The following is a 19,113-nucleotide window of genomic DNA, read 5'->3' as shown; positions in this document are numbered from 1 at the left end:
AACATTATAGAAACATTTAATAAATAAAGACAATGGCGAAAGAAAAAAAGTATATTACCTGTGATGGTAATGAAGCCGCAGCTCATGTGAGCTACATGTTTTCAGAGGTAGCAGCTATCTACCTATCACTCCGTCTTCTCCAATGGCGGAGCATGTCGATACGTGGTCGGCAAAAGGACGTAAGAATCTTTTCGGTCAAACCGTAACTGTTCAGGAAATGCAATCGGAAGGTGGCGCAGCAGGTGCTATGCACGGCTCACTCCAAGCCGGTGCTCTTACAACAACATTCACCGCTTCACAGGGTTTGTTGTTGATGATTCCGAACATGTATAAGATTGCCGGTGAAATGCTTCCTTGCGTGTTCGACGTTTCAGCTCGTACGATTGCCACACACTCATTGTGTATCTTCGGCGACCATTCGGACGTTATGGCTTGTCGTCAGACAGGTTTCGCAATGTTCTGCTCGGGTTCGGTGCAGGAAGTAATGGACCTTACGGCAGTTCCACATCTTGCTTCGTTGAAGACAAGCATACCATTTGTAAACTTCTTCGATGGTTTCCGCACATCTCACGAATATCAGAAGATTGAGATGATTGAACAAGACGAAGTTGCTAAATTGCTCGACCCGGAAGATGTGAAACGTTTCCGCGACCGTGCACTCTCTCCCGAACGTCCCGTTACTCGTGGTACTGCTGAAAATCCGGAAACATTCTTCACGCACCGCGAAGCCTGCAACCAATATTACGAAAACATTCCGGAGATAGTTGAAGACTACTTGGTTAAGATAAAGGATATTACCGGTCGCGAATACCACCTCTTCTCTTACTACGGCGCAGAAGACGCAGAAAACATTATAATCCTTATGGGTTCTGCCACCGAAGCTGCTCGCGAAGCCATCGACTACCAAATGAAGCAAGGCAAGAAGATTGGTATGATTTCCGTGCACCTCTATCGTCCGTTCTCTGTTAAGCACTTGTTGGCATCTGTTCCAAAGACTGTGAAGCGCATTGCAGTGCTCGACAGAACAAAAGAACCCGGTGCAGAAGGCGAGCCGTTGTACCTTGATGTTAAGAGCGCATTCTACGATGTGGAAGACAAACCTTTGATTGTTGGCGGCCGTTACGGTCTCGGCTCATCTGATACCACACCTGCTCACATCATTTCCGTATTCAACAATCTCGAACTTGCCGAACCTAAGAACCATTTCACAGTAGGTATCGTAGACGATGTTACATTCACTTCTCTCCCATTGATTGATGAAATTCCGATGGGCGGCGAAGGTACGTTCGAGGCTAAATTCTACGGTTTGGGAGCTGACGGTACAGTTGGTGCAAACAAAAACTCTGTCAAGATTATCGGCGACAATACCAATAAACACTGTCAGGCATACTTCTCGTACGACTCTAAGAAGTCCGGAGGCTTCACTTGTTCCCATCTTCGTTTCGGAGATAGCGAAATTCGTTCTACTTATCAAGTGAATACGCCTAACTTCGTGGCTTGCCACGTTCAGGCATACTTGCGTATGTACGACGTAATTCGCGGCTTGCAGAAGAACGGAACTTTCCTTTTGAACACCATTTTCGAAGGCGAAGAACTTGCAAACTTCATTCCGAACAAGATTAAGCGTTATTTCGCTCAAAACAATATCACTGTTTACTATATCAATGCAACAAAGATTGCACAGGAAATTGGTCTTGGCAACCGTACCAACACTATTCTTCAGAGTGCATTCTTCCGCATTACGGAAGTAATTCCTGTTGATTTGGCTGTTGAGCAGATGAAGGAATTCATCGTTAAATCTTACGGCAACAAGGGTCAGGACGTGGTTGATAAGAACTATGCAGCCGTAGACCGTGGCGGCGAATACAAGATATTGCCGGTAGACCCTGCTTGGGCGAACCTTGCAGACGATGAAGAAGATGCAAACGACGATGCTCCTGCATACATCAAAGAAATAGTTCGTCCTATCAACGGTCAGGTTGGCGACTTGCTGAAAGTTTCCGATTTCATCAAGTACGATATGGTAGACGGTACCATGAAGAACGGTTCTTCTGCGTTTGAAAAGCGCGGTGTTGAGGCTTTCCACCCGGAATGGACTTCCGAAAACTGTATTCAGTGTAACAAGTGTGCTTACGTTTGTCCGCACGCTTGTATCCGTCCGTTCGTTCTCGACGAAGAAGAGGTGAAAGGATTTGAAGATAAGACGTTGGAAATGAAGGTTCCAAAGCCTATGGCAGGTATGAACTTCCGTATCCAGGTCAGCATTCTCGACTGTGTAGGTTGCGGCAACTGTGCCGACGTTTGTCCGGGCAACAAGCAGGGCAAGGCACTTGCAATGGTTCCATTCGTGCGCGAACAGAAGCAAATCGACAACTGGGACTACCTTATCAAGAATGTCAAGACAAAGCAACACTTGGTAGACATCAAGAGCAACGTCAAGAACTCACAGTTTGCGCAACCGTTGTTCGAGTTCTCAGGAGCTTGTGCCGGTTGTGGTGAAACGCCTTACGTAAAGTTGATTTCTCAATTGTATGGCGACCGCGAAATGATTTCCAACGCTACGGGCTGTTCTTCTATCTATTCGGCTTCTATCCCTTCAACTCCTTATACAACCAACGAACAGGGACAAGGTCCTGCTTTCGACAACTCATTGTTCGAGGACTTCTGCGAATTTGGTTTGGGTATGGCACTTGGAAACAAGAAGATGCGCGAACGCATTACCAAGCTCTTGAACGACGCCATGGGCGAAGAACATGTTTCTGCAGAGTTCAAAGCTGCCGCCCAAGCGTGGATTGACACCAAGGACGATGCCGATGCTTCAAAGGAAACGAGTGCTACGTTGAAACCAATGATAGCTGCCGGCGCAGAAGCAGGCTGCCCTATCTGCAAGGAATTGCAGACATTAGACCACTATTTGGTGAAACGTTCACAGTGGATTATCGGTGGTGATGGTGCTTCTTACGACATCGGTTACGGCGGTCTCGACCATGTTATCGCTTCCGGAGAAGATGTAAATATCCTCGTACTCGATACGGAGGTTTACTCTAACACAGGCGGTCAGAGCTCTAAGTCTACCCCACTCGGTGCCATCGCACAGTTTGCTGCACAGGGTAAGCGTATCCGCAAGAAGGACCTCGGCTTGATGGCAACCACCTACGGCTATGTATATGTTGCCCAAATCGCCATGGGTGCCGACCAAGCACAGACGCTCAAGGCTATCCGCGAGGCTGAAGCATATCCCGGTCCGTCGCTCATCATCGCCTACGCTCCATGTATCAACCACGGTTTGAAGGTCAAGGGCGGTATGGGTAAGAGCCAAGCAGAAGAAGGCCGCGCCGTAGAAAGCGGTTACTGGCACTTGTGGCGTTACAACCCACAGCTGGCAGAAGAGGGCAAGAACCCATTCTCGCTCGACTCTAAGGCTCCGGACTGGAGCAAGTTCCAAGACTTCCTGATGGGCGAAGTTCGCTATCTCTCTGTCAAGAAGGCTTATCCGAACGAAGCGCAAGAACTCTTCGACGCTGCTGAACAAATGGCGAAACTCCGTTACCAAAGCTATGTTCGCAAGAGCAAGGAGGACTGGAGCGACAACAATTAACGAAGATAGAACACTGATATAGTATTTGAGGGCGTGTCAAAAATTCATTTGGCACGTCCTCTTTTTATTGCAATAGTTCGTAAGTTTTGAAGTATGCTATATCCACGATTGGGGTTTAATATTGTAAAGATAATTCTGTTAAAAAGTGATATAATCGGTTTGGCGTTGCGAAACCGTAGGTTTTGCGATGTAAAACCTACGCTTTTACCGTGCAAAACCTACGGTTTAAGAACGCCAAACAATAGGTTTTGCAATGCACTGATAGCGAGGTAGTTGCGCAATAGTTATGCTTGCGAAAAATATTTACGTTTTTATTGCGTTTTTCTGCCGGGAAAAACGAGGAATGTAAGCGTAGTTGCATAGGAAACTAAAAACAATATACAGCATCTTTGGCAATATGCAATACGCAGCGATTACGCCCAACAAGGCACAACGAAACTGTAAAAACACCTGTGCACAGCGTACTTTTTCTGTGCTATACTTTATACCTATATTCTCTCATCGAGAAGTCATAATGAAAATTTCTCGCCCAAAACGATATAAAAATGCAATGGTTTTTTGCATATATTTAGTAATTTTCGTAACTTTGCAGTAATTCCAAACAGCAAAAACAATCTAATTATGGAGTTCTTACGACTGAGGAGTTAGGCTCTGACCTCAGCCATAAGATATTACTAACTGAGTCTATCAAACATCAAAAACTATTGTATTATGAAGAAACTACTATTTTTAGCTGCATTCGTTTGCTGCACCTTGTCGGGCAATGCCCAAACAGAAGTATGGTATCTGGCTACAGATAATGGCACAGAAGTACTTGTCAGTAATGTCGATTTCCTTATTGCTGCCGACAACGACACCGATTTCGGCATCGTTCTAAAGGAGGGGGAAGCCGTTTACGGCGTAAAAACTGCCACCGTGAAGTACGGAACGCCCACTACCGGCATTAATACAACCGTAGCGCAAAAGGCAGCTATGTTCATCGCAAAATCAACCATCACACTGACGAAAGTCAGCGACATGCAGGTTCCTGTCGCTGTATATACGGTTGATGGCATCTGCCTCGACACCCCCATTCAGCGCGAAGCCGACCGCATCGTCGTACAGATTGGACAGCTGAAAAAAGGTGCTTACATCTTGAAAGTGGGCAAACAAACCCTTAAGTTTGTGAAAGACAAATAAAGATAGAGGAGGCATGGATATGAAAAAAGTTTTATTTTCATTGGCAGTTATATGCTCTATGACTGCTTCGGCAGACAATACTTTGGTCATCGTCAAGGCTGATGGGACTACAATTGTGTGCTCCGAAAACCTCAAATTCGAGCAAACGGGAAACACGCTCACCTTTGCCGGAAATGCAATCGTAGAGGGCGACATGATTAAACGTAACATTGTCAAGAACACAACCGTTGGTTTTGAAGACTGTACCTTCGCCCAAGGAAAGCACAACAACATTGTTTCGGGTAAAGTAACAACCTATACAGAGGCCGGAATCGACTTTAAAAATCAGGAAAAGTACACCTACTTCAGCGGCGTGGTTGTTTCTGACGCTTCCGAAGTTTCAAAATGGGAATCCGAACACCCCGGAGTGGCATCGGGAAACAAAGTCATCACGACGGACGAATCAAAGCCTGCCGGTGCAGAAGGAACGTCCAAATATGCCATTATGCGTTACGACGACTACCTGACCGGAAAGTCGAATGGTGAAAAACCGGAGTTTGCATTCAACGACGGAACCGAACATGCAATGGTTTCGATGATGGTAAACAACACTGCCGAAATATGGCAGAAATGCAAGATTGGCTATTACAGCAAGCCCGCTTTCAAAGAAGGCGACTTCTACGAGGCAGTATTCACGGGTTACGATGCTGCCGGCAAGGAAACAGGAAAGGTAGTTGTGCCAATGGCAGACTATCGCGACGGAAAGACTTATATATGTGGCGAATGGACACAAGTAGACCTCTCGCCGTTGGGAAAGGTCAATAAGGTGTCGCTGTCGCATCAGGCATCTGACTCTTTCGACAATCTCACTTCATCATCATTCGCAGTTTGTATTGACAACTTGATATTTAAATAAATGAAAAAGATTAGTATCATTATTGCAGCATGTATGGTAAGTCTCTGCATACATGCGCAATTCGACATCATACGCACCAATGGGCAGACCGAAAAAGCCAAGGGCAATATTTCATTCGGCAACAATGGAGACGCGTGGAAGCTCAACGGCGTGGACCTTTCAAAGATAAAGGAAATCAAACGCTATGCGCGCGGCGAGAACGAACCCATAGAACTCCATACCAGCCTGCAAGGAATATACTTCGGAGACTTCTGGAAAGAAGGCTATGGCGACTATTATTTCGCGCTGACGAACGACCGTTTGGGACAAATACCGCAGACAAACGATGTCGTGCCAATGGATCCCGGAGGCTATCTTCTTTTCGTAGATATATGGGCACCGCTCTCCGACAACAGCAAAAATGCCATATTGCCCGAAGGAAAGTACAAGGGACGTTCGGGACGGGCTAACGGTTGCTTCACCACAGAGTATTCGCTGGCTATCCTGAACAAGGAGAAAACCGAACAAGGCAGCCGTTTTGCCAACATATTGTTTACGGGAGGAGAGATGGAAGTGAAGCATACCGCCGATGGATACGACTTCACGGCTACGGTTCAAACTAAGGACGGAAAGACGTTAAAGTTCCATTACACAGGGCAAATCGTCTTTGAAGACCACAGCGGAGATAAGCCCAACGACGACAAGAACGTTATCAATACCGACGTGAACCTGCAGCCCGTATTGGCGCAATACATGCTCTACCCTCGCTCAACCACCGACAACTACGTGCTTCGCCTGTTCGACGTGTCAAGCATAACCGAAGACGGAGTACACCCGGCAGTACCGGGCATGAAGCTCAATATGGACATCTACACGGCAAAGGGTGCAGGAATAGAAGGAACTTACCGCGTGGGTACAAAGAAAGGCAACTACGCCATCGAAGAAGTTCCGGGTGTATTCTTCCCGGGCGGTAAATATGCCGGCATCACATTAGGCTCGTTCTGCGAAAGAGTAAATGCCGATATGAGTGTAGCATACTGTTCCGTTGTCGATGGAACACTGACGATTAAGAAAACCGAAGACGGCAAATACCACGTCAAAGCAGACTTAATATCCGATAAAGGCAAGAAAGTTACCTGCGATTGGATAGGAGAAATCAAAGCATTCGGCGAATAACAGCCAACAATAAAGGTGTGCCACACAAGTCCGGCACACCTTTTTTAGACGGTATCCATAATAAAATGAACGAACGAGGCTGATAAAAAGAAGTTCATAGCCGGGTGTCTGAACATAAGAAAATAGGCCGGAAATGCCGGCATACCAAATGTCTATTACGCCGAGTTTGTCGCATTTTCGGAGCATCAATACTTAGAATGAATTGCGAAAGCGGCTGTTTTGCATGGTAAAGGCGTAGGTTTTGCATCGCAAAACAGCCGTTTCCGCAATGCCAAAACGCAGTTCTCACATTTTAACAGAATAATCTTTAGAAGGTTAAACGAAAAAATCTCTCTCTTTATTTCATTAGTGGGCTTGCTTAAAACATCTGCGAATATTACCTGTTTAACCCGCTTTTTTATGCCGAACTCACGTTAATTTACTTGTACAGAAGGTTGATGGATACCTCCCAAAAAACGATAACAGGTGTGCAACTCTGTTGGAAAATTCTACCAAGCTGCACACCTGTTGTTCTGTTTGATGTTGCAAAAATGCTACAAAAGATTTATTCAGAGGTCCACAATCGGAAGCCGTCCGTCCTCTCTCTTAAATTGCTGGCAACTACATTACCTTGGTCGAAATAGAGATTATAAGCTTTTCCACTTGTATAAGAAATAGCCGTGCTTGTCCAATAGAATCCCTGTGAACCGAATTTATTGAGCTTTCCGTCAGCATAGTACCCCAAAGCAGGCAGGAAGAAATAGTTGTTACGATTCTCCGGTGTGCCTGACTTAACATTTGGGTTATTGGGTGGAGTTTCGTATATCGATGTGGTAACGTAGTCTTTACCATTGTAAGCTTTCTTCTTCAGTTCTTCTGCGTTATCTTTCTTATTCTCCTTGGCAATAACACTTGCTTTCTTGAACCACATACCGCCAGTGTACAAGTGCTTCCATATCGTCCACAGGGTCTTATTGTCCCAATGTGGGTCGCCTTTCATACAGTACCACGTACACTCGTTATAGTTTGGACAGTTCTTAGCGGAGTTGCTTGCAGGTGTTGGGTGTTTAGCTGTATTGAACCAACGGGCATCAGTGGTTTCCTTAGGATAGTTGCTGCCCGTCTCTTCATTTATAGGCGTAGGCTGGTTGGCTTTGTATCCATACCAGTATTCTTTCTGCGCATCCCACATATAGTAATCATCGGTATAGGCTCTGATTTTCAGCTCAGAATTAATGTCGTGGTAGCCATTTGCAGTATAATTGAATGAGCTGAATGTCTTTTTAATAACGCCATTGACAGTTGTTTTAGTGTCCTTTAAGTAGTATTCTACGGTGAGTTTGTGAGTTCCCGGTGCTATAACCATAAACAATCTTCCCGCAGAGCAGCCGTTTCCCTTCTTCTCCATTTTGAAACCATTGGTTCCTTGTGGTGTTAAGGTGATAGTCTTGTATTCACCCGTACCGGTGAGCTTGCCATCAGTGCCGAGTGTATAGCCGGTACCGGCAATATTGTTGTCAGATGTTACCACTATTTTTTCAATGTAGGTGCTTGCAAGTTCGCTGCTGTAGGTAGGCTCAAAGCAGAGGTATGCGGCTGCGTGGTCAAGCTTAAACTTGTATTGACCGCTTTCCAAAGTTGCTGTAGCGGTGCCGCAGTCGCCCGAAACGCCGAAATGCTTGGTGCTGTTAGGCTCGCTTTGAGTCTGTTCTTTACTGATGGTTACTTGGTTGTTAGTGCCGTTCTGCCCGGGATAATAAACCATATACCGCTCTTTGCTGTACTTGCCGGGCATCATAAACTCGAAGTAAGACACATTGTTGCCCGTTACAGCATTGCTACTCTTTTGGAATTGATTGTTATCGTCCTGCACAAAGATGTGGTCATTTGCCTCCCAGTAGAAGTCTCCGCTGTCGTAATTCAGCGATGTACGTGTACCTTCATTTCCGGCAACAAAGGTGACTTGTGTCGTTTCTGTTGTGTTGTCGTCGTTTTGCGTTGTGCCTTTTTTTGTTGGCAAATCGTCGTTAGAACAACCGGTGGCAACTGCCAAAAAGGCTGCAACAACGCAGCATGATGATAATTTGAAATTCATTATAATAGAATTTTATAGTTCTTAATATTAATTTTACAAAGAATTAATGGCGTTTTGTTCGAAGTATCCTTCTTTAGCGTCATTACTTTCTTCGGTAGGTCCCGTCTTGTGTTCTCCTTTATTGTGTTGCCCCGGGAAAGTCTCTGACTTTTCCCCTGACCCCGTTAGTAACAGTCCGTTCTCCATAAGAACCTGCATAACTTCAATTTCCGGTTTGATATAAACCGTCTTGTTGATTTGATTTTTGCTCATCGTTATCTAATTTATTATACTTAAATATTGTTCCGTATTGCTCTTTGTTTGTGGCAGAAGCATTTCTTTTTAAAGCCGGTGCGACTTGTATTCTTTATCGAAATTTATTTAAATTCTTAAAATACGAAAGCAAAAGTATACATTATAAAATAGTTTGATGAAATAGTTTGTGTTAATTTATTATAATTAGTATGTATAAATGCTCTAAATCAAGTCATGAATGATAGTATTCTCGAATATATGTGAATATGCAATAGTTGTATAATTGGAATTTTAGCATGGTTAAAGGTCTGGCAGAAATTGTCCAAAATACTTTGAAGCATCAATACCCTTGGAAAGTCGGAAATTCGATTTACTTCTGTAAAAAATATTCCAAAGAAAAGCGATAATTTCGTTCTGACACCGAACTTGCAGTGGGTTTACACCGAAGCATTAGCAGCTTCATCTAGAAATTCTAGATTTCCTAGAATTCCTAGGAGTTCTAGAAAAGAACTTACCAATCCCCTTGATTTTGTAAAAATAACCTCCTTGAAGAACGACTATTTTGCTTTCGCAGTGCGAAAGCGGTTGTTTTGCACCGCAAAACAGCCGCTTTTACCCCACAAAACCTACGCTTTCGCAACGCCAAACAACAGCTTTTGGAATACGCTGATAATTAAATAGTTAGACGATAGCTGTGCTAATGAAAAATGTTTACGGCTCTATCGCCTTTTTTCCGTTTGTAAAACGGTTGTCTGTACAGCATGGCAAGGTTGGCAAAGTGCCGCCTATAAAGGGCAAAGAAGATGTGGGGGCGCAGCAAAAATAAAGAAACTATAATATTTCTTTACTGTTTTCTTTGTTATTACAATTATTTACGCTAAGTTTGCAGATACCTAAGTGCAGACTCAATAAAACGTTTCAGAAAACTCTTACCTATTTATATATAGATAGCATCAAAAGGAAATATTAACCGCACAGATTGCCTGATGCAGCAAGATGCCTTTCGAGAAGACGATTTACAAGTTCTGCAACAGACTATAAATATAAACATTAATTCTTAAACCATCAAAACAATGAGGAAAATCTATTTACTGTTGTTTGCCCTACTGCAATTCTGCTGTATGGCAAATGCACAAGAAATTGAAGGCACGGTGCTGAAATCGTGGCCCGGAGCAAGCGGGGCGATTGAAATTCCTGCCCACGTTACCGAGATTGCGGCTAACTGTTTCTACGAACCTGCCGAAGAAGACCCCGACGAATGGGGCACTACTTCGGAAGAAAAGAGCAACACCGACATTACAAGCGTTAAGCTGAACAACGTCAAGAAGATTGGTAAGAACGCCTTCAGAGGTTGTTCCAACATCGAAACAATCGATGCCCCGAAGGTGGAAATCATAGAAGAAGGTGCATTCTACGGACTCGACAAGCTCACAACGCTTCGTCTTCCGATGATTAAGGAACTGGGTATGAACGCCTTCGAGGGCTGTAACCGGATTACGGAAATTACGTTGGGCAACGGTCTTACAAAGGTTTTTGGCAACACTTTCAAGGACTGCAAGGCGGTGGAAAACATCACCGTGGCAGCCGGCAGCACCTATAAGACGGTGCGGAACGCACTCATCAGTCCGGCGAAAACCTTGGTTTATCTTGCCGGACAGGCAAAGGAAATAAAGCTATCGGCTGACGAATGCACTGCCATCGGCGACGAAGCGATGTACGGCAACGCCAATCTTACCAAAGTAGACCTGCCCGGTGTGAAGACCATCGGTAAGAACAGCTTTACCTATTGTAGCGCATTGGCGGAACTATTGGTGCCCAATCTCGTGAGCGTAGCTACCAACAGCTACGTTGCATGGAGCGGTGTAGGCTCTTTGGCAGTGGTAGACATTCACTTGAGCAAGGACTTTGTATCGTTCGGAGCAACCGAATTTGCCGACAAAACCTCTACCACCATCTACGTTGCCGACGAAAACGTGAAGGCAAAACTGGAAAAGAAGTTCAACAAATGTAAGATTGTAATCGGCGAACCGCAAGCTGCCGAGAAGTTCAAGGTGAACTATGCCATCACCAACATTGAGGTGAACGGAAAGAAAATCGGCGAAATAGAAGCATGGACAAACAGCGCACGCAACTTTGAAAGCGGTGCAGAAATTGCTGCCGGCAACGCTGTTTCGGTTTCGGTAACCCCTTACGGTGGCTACAAAATCGATAAATGGGAAATTAACGGCAAGCCTGCTGCGGCTGAAAACATCAGACCTTCGTCGTCTATCAATGGTGAAATATGGTCTATCGACCACATTTCTGAAACGCTGAACGTGCTTGTTACCTTGAAAGCAGAGGAAGAAGGAGACATCATTTTCTTCAAAAGCAAAGAGCCAACTTTCGGCGATGTAACCTGCACGGTGGTAGAAACGGGTAAGCAAATAAAGACTGCCGAGAAGGTGAAGAAGGGCACAAAGCTGCGCTTCGAGGCGTTTCCGAAAGAAGGCTACCACGTTACGCAATGGTATAAGCTCGGCAAAGAGGTTGTTACCGATGAAAACGGAAACAAGCAAACAGTGGAAACCTATCAGCCAATCCCCGGTTACGACAATGCCACCATATACGAATGCAACGCCGTAGATGCTTTGGACATTCTCGTAGACTTCGACCGTGCAGCCGGTAAGCACATTGTTAAGTTCCGCTCGCTGAACACCAACACCGGCGAACTTACGGCTGCGGTAGGCGGCAAGGACATTACGACAGGCACAGTGGTAGATCACGGTGCAACGGTTGTGTTCACGGCACACCCCAAAGAGGGCTATGTGGTAGACACTTGGCTGCTCAACGAAAACGAACTGAAGAACGAAAAGGGACTTACCTATACCATTACCGACCTGAAAGAAGACGTTACGGTATGGCTCGTGTGCAGCACCAAGTCGGAAGAACCTGAAAGCAAACCCGAAATAAATGGCGGTCATCTTATCTCTTGGAAGCCAAAAGGCAAGGCTGTAACGCCCGACGGAGTGGAATACATCGACAACAACGCCCTGCAGGCATCGACAGAACTCGAGTCGTTCCATATCACAAAGAGCGTCAAAAGCATAGGCGAATTGGTGTTCTTGTTCTGCACACAGCTTACTGAAATTACGGTAGACCCCGAGAACGAATACTTCACTGCCGTAGATGGCGTGCTTTACAGCAAAGACAAAACGCGCCTCATGGCTTATCCTCCGGGACGTACGGACGACACCTACGAAGTTATTCAGAGCGCAACAAGCATCAAACCCGGTGCATTTGCACTGGTTCCATCGCTTCTGGGTGTAACCGTGGCAAAGGGCAACACGGCTTTGAGAGCCAACAAGGGTGCACTCTATACAAGGAATATGTTGGAATTGCTCTACTATCCGACCATTCCGCAGACCGGTCCGGGCACGGATAAGATTACGCTGAACGAAGGTCTGGAGAAGATTGCACGCTACGGCTTGGCATACAACCACACCGTAACCGAGATTACATTGCCGGCTACGCTGAAGACCATCGAAGCAAACGGACTGTCGAACAACCCTAATCTGAACAACATTAAGTGGGAAGAGGGCGTAGAACCCGAACTCGAAGAAATCGGCGACTCGGCTTTCTACCACGACGGACAGCTTGCTGCCCTCCGTCATATTCCTTCGTTGAAGAAGATTGGTGCAGGTGCTTTCATCAAAGACGCCGCCTTGCTGGAAGTTCATATACCTGCCGGTTGCACCATTGGCGACAAGGCGTTCTTCGAATGCTTGGCTATTCAGCAAATCTACGCTTACGACATGGTACCTCCGGTGGTTGCCGACGATGCTTCAACTCTATCTACTATCTCGACGAAGTGGTGGTACACGTAGACAAGAATGCGGTAGAGGCATACAAAAAAGCCGACGGCTGGCGTCATTTCAAGCACTATCAGACCGACATTGTTACTGCCATCGGCACCGCAACGGCAAACGCCGACAGTGCTGTCCGTGTGATTGCGCAAAGCAACGGCTACACCGTTGAAGGTTTGAAAGCCGGACAACGCTACACGCTCTGCACAGTTTCAGGCATGCAGGTAGCCGCAGGCGTGGCTGACGGCAGTAGTTTGTTTATCCCGGTTCAGCGCAACGGAATTTATATTCTCAACATTGTGGGCGTTAAAACCTGCAAGTTGTTTTAACCCTAATCGTTCATTAGCGTCCTAATGAACCGATAGGGGGTTAAGATAAAATAGGCGGCGGCAGAAGCCCGGCGGGCATCGAGCCGCCCCTACAATAAGCAACGCAGTTGTCGGAATTTCGCTTTATTTCTGTAAAGATTATTCCGTTAAAAAACGACAAATACGGTTTGACATTGCGAAAGCGGCTGTTTTACGATGCAAAACAGCCGCTTTTACCGTGCAAAACCTACGCTTTTGCAACGCCAAAACGTAGGTTTTATAATGCGCTGACAGCAAGTAAGTTAAGCGATGGTTACGCTTCTGAAAAATATTTACACCGTTTCCCCTCTTTTTCCTGTCTGTTGAGGGGGCATTGCAGGCTGTTTTACCAAAACTTGTCGCTTATGTTTTTGCCATGTAACTTTAATGGCTATCTTTGCAAAAGCAGGCTGAATGGACGACAAAGCCATACGTTGCAATTACTATGAACAAACAACAAGAAGAGAAACAGGGGGCACAGAAAGGCGTTTTGCGGCAAGGTGTGCCCTACAACAAACTATTTTTCTACCAAAAGGCAGACGCCATATACCGGCTGACGTACGTCTTTTGTCAGCGTTTTCTGCCCAAATACGGCGACCGCACAGTAGACCAAATGGTGCAGGCGGCACGTTCGGGCAAGCAAAACATTGTAGAGGGGATAGAAGACGGCAGCACTTCGACAGAGATGGAGCTTAAACTTCTCAACGTGGCTCGCAGTTCGCTGCAGGAGTTGCGCGAAGATTATGACGACTATCTGCACACGCGTTGCCTGACACGATGGACGCGGGAGCATTCGCGCTACAACGCTATGCTCGGTTTCTGTAAGCGGCACAACAAGGCGGTAGATTATCTTTTGTACGCCGGCAAGTGGACAGACGAGGAGTTTTGCAATACAATGCTTACGCTCTGCCATATAACAGACAAGATGATGTGCAGTTATCTTACTCGTTTGGAAAAGCAGTTTGTTGAGCAGGGAGGCATAAAAGAGCGTATGTACGCTGCGCGCACGGGTTATCGGAAAGCGCAAGAGGAGTTGCTGAAAAGGCTGCAAGCCGAGAACATGCAGCTGAAAGCAGAGGTAGAAAGGCTGCAAGCGGAGTTGGAAGGGCTGCAAGCAGCGTTGGCAAAGCGGTAGGAAGAACGCTTTTAAGGGGGTGTTATGTTTTTAGAAATCCTAGGAATCCTAGGTACTCTAGGGCTTCTAGGATTTCTAAAAATCTCTACCGTTGCTTTGCCTTCCTTGCATATTCAAAGAGCGAAGAGGGCAGATGGCAATACCCCGTCGGATTTTTGTCGAGATAATCCTGATGGTATTCCTCGGCAGGATAGAAGTTCTTGAGCGGAAGAAGTTCTACTTCGAGTGGCACAGAGTGCTTGCGCGCTTCGGCGTCGAACACCTTTTTAATAATAGCACGGTCGGCAGCGTCCGTGTAATATACCCCTGTGCGATATTGCGAACCGCGGTCGTTGCCTTGCCGGTTGTGGCTTGTCGGGTCGATAGACACAAAGTAGAGCTTCATAAGGAAGTCCAACGACACCACGTCGGGGTCGTATTTAATGTGCACGGCTTCGGCAAAGCCTGTGGCATCGGTGCATACTTCCTCGTAGGTAGGACGCTTCGTGTTGCCGTTGGCATAGCCCACCTCGGTCGATAGCACGCCTTTCACCTGCTTTATGTAGTGTTCCGTGCCCCAGAAACAACCGCCGGCTACATATATTTCCTTCTCTCTGCGCACCAATTTGGTGTACTCTCCGTAGCCTTCCTTTTCCATTTCTTCGAGCGGAACAAAGCGCAACGACGCACTGTTTATGCAGTAGCGCAGTCCGCCCCTGTCGGTAGGACCGTCGTTGAACACATGTCCGAGGTGGGCATTGCCCGTCCGGCTCTTCACTTCGGTGCGTTGCATGCCGTGCGAATTGTCGGCTCGTTCCACCACAAGCTGCTTGTCGATGGGCTTGGAAAAGGCAGGCCAGCCGCACCCGGAGTCGTATTTGTCGGTGGAAGAGAAGAGCGGTTCGCCCGTGGTAATGTCTACATAGATGCCCGGACGAAACTCTTTGTCGTACCGGTTGGTAAACGGTCGCTCCGTAGCCGCTTGCTGTGTAACGGCATATTGCTCTGCTGTGAGCTGCCGGCGCAGCGTTGCGTCGTCGGGTCGTGTGAATTTTTTTGTTGTCATTTTGCTTTTATTAATGATTGAGTCGCCGCTTCCTTGGGCGGCAAGTTTTGTGTTATTGCTGCACGATGCACTTACGGCAGTGCATAGCAAAGCCCATAAGGGCAACAGCAGTCGGAATGTTTTTACTTTCTGTCGGTACGCCATTAACGAACTGACGAATGGCGAAAACGTTGAGGTCGTGGTAAGATGTCTCTTCAGCATAATCATATTAGTTTTATTATTTCAGTCTGCTAAATTAGCGAAAAACATTCGTTCCGCCGCTACTCCTTTGTTTTATTTAACCAAAAGAATTGTAACGGAAACGCCACGATGCCGAAAAGATAACGAAATATCTTATCTAATATTTGGCTCATTCACAATAAATTGCTACATTTGCAATATAAAAAATCCGGCAATAACGTTGGAAATAATAAACAAGATTTGTAATTATGGATATAAACAAAACAATGCAAGACGCATTCAACAAACAGATTGAAGCAGAATTTTGGTCGTCTAACCTCTATTTAGCCATGGCTTTCTGGTTTCGCAAAGAGGGGTGGAACGGCTTTGCAAGCTGGTTGTTCAAGCAGGCGGACGAAGAAAAAGAACACGCGCTCGATATGGCAGACTATCTGATAACGCGCGGTGGAGTGCCTGAAATGAGTGCTATTCCTGCTGTAAAGAACGATTGGAACGACCCTAAAGAGGTGTTCGAAGCTGTTCTGAAGCACGAGCAGCACGTTACCGACCTTATCAACAAGCTGGCAGATGTTGCCGATGCAGAGAAAGACCGTGCATCGCAGAACTTCATAGACAAATATATCGACGAACAAGTAGAGGAAGAAAAGAACGTGAGAGACATTCTTTTGCTCTTCAAACAAATGCCGCAACATGCAGTGGCACACATCGACCGCAAGGTGGGTGAACGTGAATAAACAATGTATTCATAAGTATTTATTTGATTTTCGGGGACAGTCCGCGAGGGCTGTCCTCTTTTTTTGAACAATAGAAACTTAACGGAAACAACCTGCTTTATGAACGAAAAGAACGCCTTCTTGTTGATAAGGAATTTTGTGAAGTGCATGGAAACAGCTTGCTTTATAAACGAAAAGGACGCCATAAAGCCGTAAACATTTTTCGCAAGTGCAGCTATCGTGTAACAGTTTCATTATCAACGCATTCCGAAACCTGTTGTTTGGCGTTCCGAAAGCGTAGGTTTTGCAAGCCAAAAGCGGCTGTTTTGCGGTGCAAAACAGCCGCTTTCGCAATGCGAAAGCGAAATAGTTGTTTTTCGAGGAGGTTATTTTTACAAAATCAAGGGGATTGTTAAGTTCTTTTCTAGAACTCCTAGGAAATCTAGGAACTCTAGAATTTCTAGATGAAACTGCTGCGGCTTCGGTGTAACCCCACTACTGCTTCGGCGTAAAGCCGCTTTCCCCTCGGTGCCGGCAGCATAATGCCTCCCTCCCCTAACGCCCAAATGCCTTGGCTCGCAGGTGTCAGGGGCAGGCTAAAAAGCAGGTTCCCGAAAATATCGGCTACCTTATTCTTTTGCAACTTCGAGTTTTTTCAGTAACTTTGCAAGCACTATACAATATAAACAAGATGAATATGGCATTATATCCAAAACTCATTACCGACGCATTGGAGCAGGTAATGTACCCCGGAACAAAGAAAAACCTCATAGAAAGCGAAATGCTTGCCGACGACATACGCATTGATGGAAACAAAGTGAGCTTTACTTTGGAGTTCCCTCGCGAAACCGACCCCTTCATGAAGTCTACCATCAAGGCTGCCGAAGCGCAGATACACTACTCGGTGGGCAAAGATGTGGAGGTGGAAATAAAGACCGAATTCAAGTCGGCACCGCGCCCCGAAGTGGGCAAAATGCTGCCGCAGGTGAAGAACGTCATTGCCGTCAGTTCGGGAAAAGGCGGCGTAGGCAAGAGCACCGTATCTGCCAACCTCGCCATTGCCTTGGCACGCTTGGGCTATAAGGTGGGTTTGTTGGACACGGACGTGTTCGGTCCCAGCATGCCGAAGATGTTCGGTGTAGAGCAGGAACGCCCTTACGCTGTGGAAAAAGACGGCAGGCAGCTCATCGAACCCGTAGAAAAGTATGGCGTGAAACTGCTTTCTGTTGGCTTTTTCGTCAATCCGGACACTGCTACGCTGTGGCGTGGCAGTATGGCTTGCAATGCTTTGAAACAGCTTATCGCCGATGCCGACTGGGGCGAGCTGGACTATTTCATTCTCGACACGCCGCCGGGGACGAGCGATATTCACCTCACCCTTCTCCAAACCTTGGCTATCACGGGCGCAGTCATCGTTTCCACACCGCAAAACGTGGCACTTGCCGATGCACGCAAGGGCATAGACATGTACCGTAACGAAAAGGTGAACGTGCCAATTCTCGGTTTGGTGGAAAACATGGCGTGGTTTACGCCTGCCGAACTGCCCAACAACAAGTACTACATCTTCGGCAAAGACGGCGCAAAGAACCTCGCAAAAGAAATGAACTGTCCGCTCTTGGCACAAATTCCGTTGGTGCAGAGCATCTGCGAGAACGGCGACAAGGGCGAGCCATCGGCAGTAAACATCGACAGCATTACCGGTCAGGCATTCATAAACCTTGCCCAAGCCGTGGTAACGGTGGTGAACCGACGCAACAAGGAACAAGCACCGACAAAGATAGTGAAGGTGTCGCAGCAGTAATAAAGATAATGAAACCATAACGAAAAATGGGAAGCCGCATTGGGCTTCCCATTCTTTTTTCTGCTTGTAAAGGCGTTGTTTCTCGTCTTTTTCGCATCTTGCGTTGTATAGTATTGAACATAAGACGGATAAACGGAGTATGGTGAGTTATACCTTTGCGTTTTTCTGCTGTCGTTCCAACTTCTCTGCTTCGCGCACCTTCTTTAGCTTTCTGTTCGCAGCGACATGAGTTGCAAATATGATGGTGAGGGGTGTACCGCCACTGATTATATCGGGCAGCTTGTCCTTGATGTCTACTAAACCGTCGATGACAATAATCAAGCCGAGCACGGCAATCTCTATGGCGAAGATGCGGTAGAACTTGCTTGCCACAACGGCTTGACGTACAGTCTTTATTTCAAAGTCGTTGCGTATCCAACGTTGCGTGGGGCGATAGGAAGCATAGTGGAATAGCAAAACGACAAGACAGAAAACAGTCTGCACTATCAGTATGCTGGTTTTGGCTTCGTGTCTTGCAACAGCCACAATGCCTATTGTCCACATAACGAGAAGGATAGTTGCCGACACGGCTTCGTAGATAGTAGACTGCTGCGTACGGCGTAGTCGGAGTTTTTCAATCGGTGTTGTTGCCATCTGTATTGTTCCTTTTTGTTGTAGTTTCACCCTTCGTTTGCTGTTTCGGAAGGCGGCGCGCCTTGCGCAGTGCTTCGGTTATAATCCACTGCAACTGTCCGTTGGTAGACCGAAACTCATCGGCTGCCCACTTCTCTATGGCACTCATCGTGTCGGCATCGACCCGAAGAATGAAACTTTTGGTGTTACTTTCTTTCTTTGCCATGTACTTTTTCGCTTACGGCTACAAAAGCCATTGGTTCTTTTTCCGTTCGTAAACAAGGCGTTTTCTCGTCGTAGCAA

General features: G+C 46.4%; 14 protein-coding genes and 1 pseudogene. 10 read left to right on the top strand and 5 right to left on the bottom strand.

From position 1 onward, the window contains the following. Nucleotides 1–32 precede the first annotated feature (32 nt). The 4 genes and pseudogenes from nifJ (at nt 33) to JCM15124_RS06495 (ending at nt 6,827) form a co-directional block, all read left to right on the top strand. A pseudogene (gene nifJ / locus JCM15124_RS13560) lies at nt 33–3,598 on the top strand (pyruvate:ferredoxin (flavodoxin) oxidoreductase). A gap of 711 nt (nt 3,599–4,309) precedes the next feature. Then, complete coding sequence (locus tag JCM15124_RS06505) at nt 4,310–4,777, top strand: hypothetical protein (protein WP_024998776.1); 468 nt, start codon at nt 4,310–4,312, stop codon at nt 4,775–4,777. 19 nt (nt 4,778–4,796) lie between these two features. Beyond that, nucleotides 4,797–5,672 carry a DUF4465 domain-containing protein gene (locus JCM15124_RS06500; RefSeq protein ID WP_198019127.1) on the top strand — a complete coding sequence of 292 codons (876 nt, stop codon included), beginning with the start codon at nt 4,797–4,799 and terminating at the stop codon, nt 5,670–5,672. After that, on the top strand, nt 5,673–6,827 hold the full coding sequence (locus JCM15124_RS06495; RefSeq protein ID WP_024998774.1) for a hypothetical protein: 1,155 nt from the start codon (nt 5,673–5,675) through the stop codon (nt 6,825–6,827). A 544-nt stretch (nt 6,828–7,371) separates the two neighbouring features. On the opposite strand, the gene JCM15124_RS06490 is transcribed toward JCM15124_RS06495, so the two are convergent. Both JCM15124_RS06490 and JCM15124_RS06485 read right to left on the bottom strand, forming a co-directional pair. After that, entirely contained in the window at nt 7,372–8,901 is a 1,530-nt protein-coding gene (locus JCM15124_RS06490; protein WP_024998773.1) for a hypothetical protein, read from the bottom strand. A 33-nt stretch (nt 8,902–8,934) separates the two neighbouring features. Next, on the bottom strand, nt 8,935–9,153 hold the full coding sequence (locus tag JCM15124_RS06485; RefSeq protein ID WP_024998772.1) for a hypothetical protein: 219 nt from the start codon (nt 9,151–9,153) through the stop codon (nt 8,935–8,937). Between the two features lie 682 nt (nt 9,154–9,835). Here JCM15124_RS06485 and JCM15124_RS16940 point away from each other — a divergent pair. From JCM15124_RS16940 to JCM15124_RS06460, 4 genes are all read left to right on the top strand, one after another. Next, entirely contained in the window at nt 9,836–9,961 is a 126-nt protein-coding gene (locus JCM15124_RS16940; RefSeq protein ID WP_262499270.1) for a hypothetical protein, read from the top strand. A gap of 247 nt (nt 9,962–10,208) precedes the next feature. Beyond that, nucleotides 10,209–12,998 carry a leucine-rich repeat domain-containing protein gene (locus JCM15124_RS13555; RefSeq protein WP_232220105.1) on the top strand — a complete coding sequence of 930 codons (2,790 nt, stop codon included), beginning with the start codon at nt 10,209–10,211 and terminating at the stop codon, nt 12,996–12,998. Then, nucleotides 12,983–13,306 (top strand): hypothetical protein, encoded by a 324-nt coding sequence (locus tag JCM15124_RS16520; RefSeq protein ID WP_232220104.1) that lies wholly within the window; start codon nt 12,983–12,985, stop codon nt 13,304–13,306. The genes JCM15124_RS13555 and JCM15124_RS16520 overlap by 16 nt, the downstream gene beginning before the upstream one ends. A gap of 463 nt (nt 13,307–13,769) precedes the next feature. Beyond that, nucleotides 13,770–14,459, top strand: coding sequence for a four helix bundle suffix domain-containing protein (locus tag JCM15124_RS06460; protein ID WP_024998771.1), 690 nt, complete (start codon nt 13,770–13,772; stop codon nt 14,457–14,459). An 85-nt stretch (nt 14,460–14,544) separates the two neighbouring features. Here JCM15124_RS06460 and JCM15124_RS06455 read toward each other — a convergent pair whose 3' ends face one another. Next, a complete protein-coding gene (locus tag JCM15124_RS06455; protein ID WP_232220110.1) occupies nt 14,545–15,504 on the bottom strand; it encodes a bifunctional methionine sulfoxide reductase B/A protein in 960 nt (319 codons plus the stop codon). Nucleotides 15,505–15,932: 428 nt separating this feature from the next. On the opposite strand from JCM15124_RS06455, the gene JCM15124_RS06450 reads away from it, so the two are divergent. Together JCM15124_RS06450 and JCM15124_RS06435 are read left to right on the top strand one after the other, a co-directional pair. Further along, entirely contained in the window at nt 15,933–16,418 is a 486-nt protein-coding gene (locus JCM15124_RS06450; protein ID WP_024998769.1) for a ferritin, read from the top strand. 676 nt (nt 16,419–17,094) lie between these two features. After that, nucleotides 17,095–18,198, top strand: a complete 1,104-nt coding sequence (locus tag JCM15124_RS06435) for an Mrp/NBP35 family ATP-binding protein (RefSeq protein ID WP_024998767.1) — start codon at nt 17,095–17,097, stop codon at nt 18,196–18,198. Nucleotides 18,199–18,345: 147 nt separating this feature from the next. Here the strand turns inward: JCM15124_RS06435 and JCM15124_RS06430 are convergent, their stop codons facing one another. Together JCM15124_RS06430 and JCM15124_RS06425 are read right to left on the bottom strand one after the other, a co-directional pair. After that, nucleotides 18,346–18,831 carry a hypothetical protein gene (locus JCM15124_RS06430; RefSeq protein ID WP_024998766.1) on the bottom strand — a complete coding sequence of 162 codons (486 nt, stop codon included), beginning with the start codon at nt 18,829–18,831 and terminating at the stop codon, nt 18,346–18,348. Then, the gene (locus tag JCM15124_RS06425) at nt 18,812–19,036 is read right to left on the bottom strand and encodes a type II toxin-antitoxin system antitoxin (protein ID WP_024998765.1); all 225 of its coding nucleotides are present in this window, start codon (nt 19,034–19,036) and stop codon (nt 18,812–18,814) included. Before JCM15124_RS06425 ends, JCM15124_RS06430 begins: the two co-directional genes overlap by 20 nt. Nucleotides 19,037–19,113 lie beyond the last annotated feature (77 nt).

The organism is Prevotella falsenii DSM 22864 = JCM 15124, assembly GCF_000613945.1.
GTDB classification, from domain to species: domain Bacteria; phylum Bacteroidota; class Bacteroidia; order Bacteroidales; family Bacteroidaceae; genus Prevotella; species Prevotella falsenii.
This window is presented reverse-complemented; position numbering and strand designations above follow the sequence as displayed.

Bases quoted from the DNA above. Each gene is read 5' to 3' on its own strand.
- JCM15124_RS06505 (WP_024998776.1), top strand. From the start codon at position 4,310: ATGAAGAAACTACTATTTTTAGCTGCATTCGTTTGCTGCACCTTGTCG.
- JCM15124_RS06500 (WP_198019127.1), top strand. From the start codon at position 4,797: ATGAAAAAAGTTTTATTTTCATTGGCAGTTATATGCTCTATGACTGCT.
- JCM15124_RS06495 (WP_024998774.1), top strand. From the start codon at position 5,673: ATGAAAAAGATTAGTATCATTATTGCAGCATGTATGGTAAGTCTCTGC.
- JCM15124_RS06490 (WP_024998773.1), bottom strand. From the start codon at position 8,901: ATGAATTTCAAATTATCATCATGCTGCGTTGTTGCAGCCTTTTTGGCA.
- JCM15124_RS06485 (WP_024998772.1), bottom strand. From the start codon at position 9,153: ATGAGCAAAAATCAAATCAACAAGACGGTTTATATCAAACCGGAAATT.
- JCM15124_RS16940 (WP_262499270.1), top strand. From the start codon at position 9,836: ATGAAAAATGTTTACGGCTCTATCGCCTTTTTTCCGTTTGTAAAACGG.
- JCM15124_RS13555 (WP_232220105.1), top strand. From the start codon at position 10,209: ATGAGGAAAATCTATTTACTGTTGTTTGCCCTACTGCAATTCTGCTGT.
- JCM15124_RS06460 (WP_024998771.1), top strand. From the start codon at position 13,770: ATGAACAAACAACAAGAAGAGAAACAGGGGGCACAGAAAGGCGTTTTG.
- JCM15124_RS06455 (WP_232220110.1), bottom strand. From the start codon at position 15,504: ATGACAACAAAAAAATTCACACGACCCGACGACGCAACGCTGCGCCGG.
- JCM15124_RS06450 (WP_024998769.1), top strand. From the start codon at position 15,933: ATGGATATAAACAAAACAATGCAAGACGCATTCAACAAACAGATTGAA.
- JCM15124_RS06435 (WP_024998767.1), top strand. From the start codon at position 17,095: ATGGCATTATATCCAAAACTCATTACCGACGCATTGGAGCAGGTAATG.
- JCM15124_RS06430 (WP_024998766.1), bottom strand. From the start codon at position 18,831: ATGGCAACAACACCGATTGAAAAACTCCGACTACGCCGTACGCAGCAG.
- JCM15124_RS06425 (WP_024998765.1), bottom strand. From the start codon at position 19,036: ATGGCAAAGAAAGAAAGTAACACCAAAAGTTTCATTCTTCGGGTCGAT.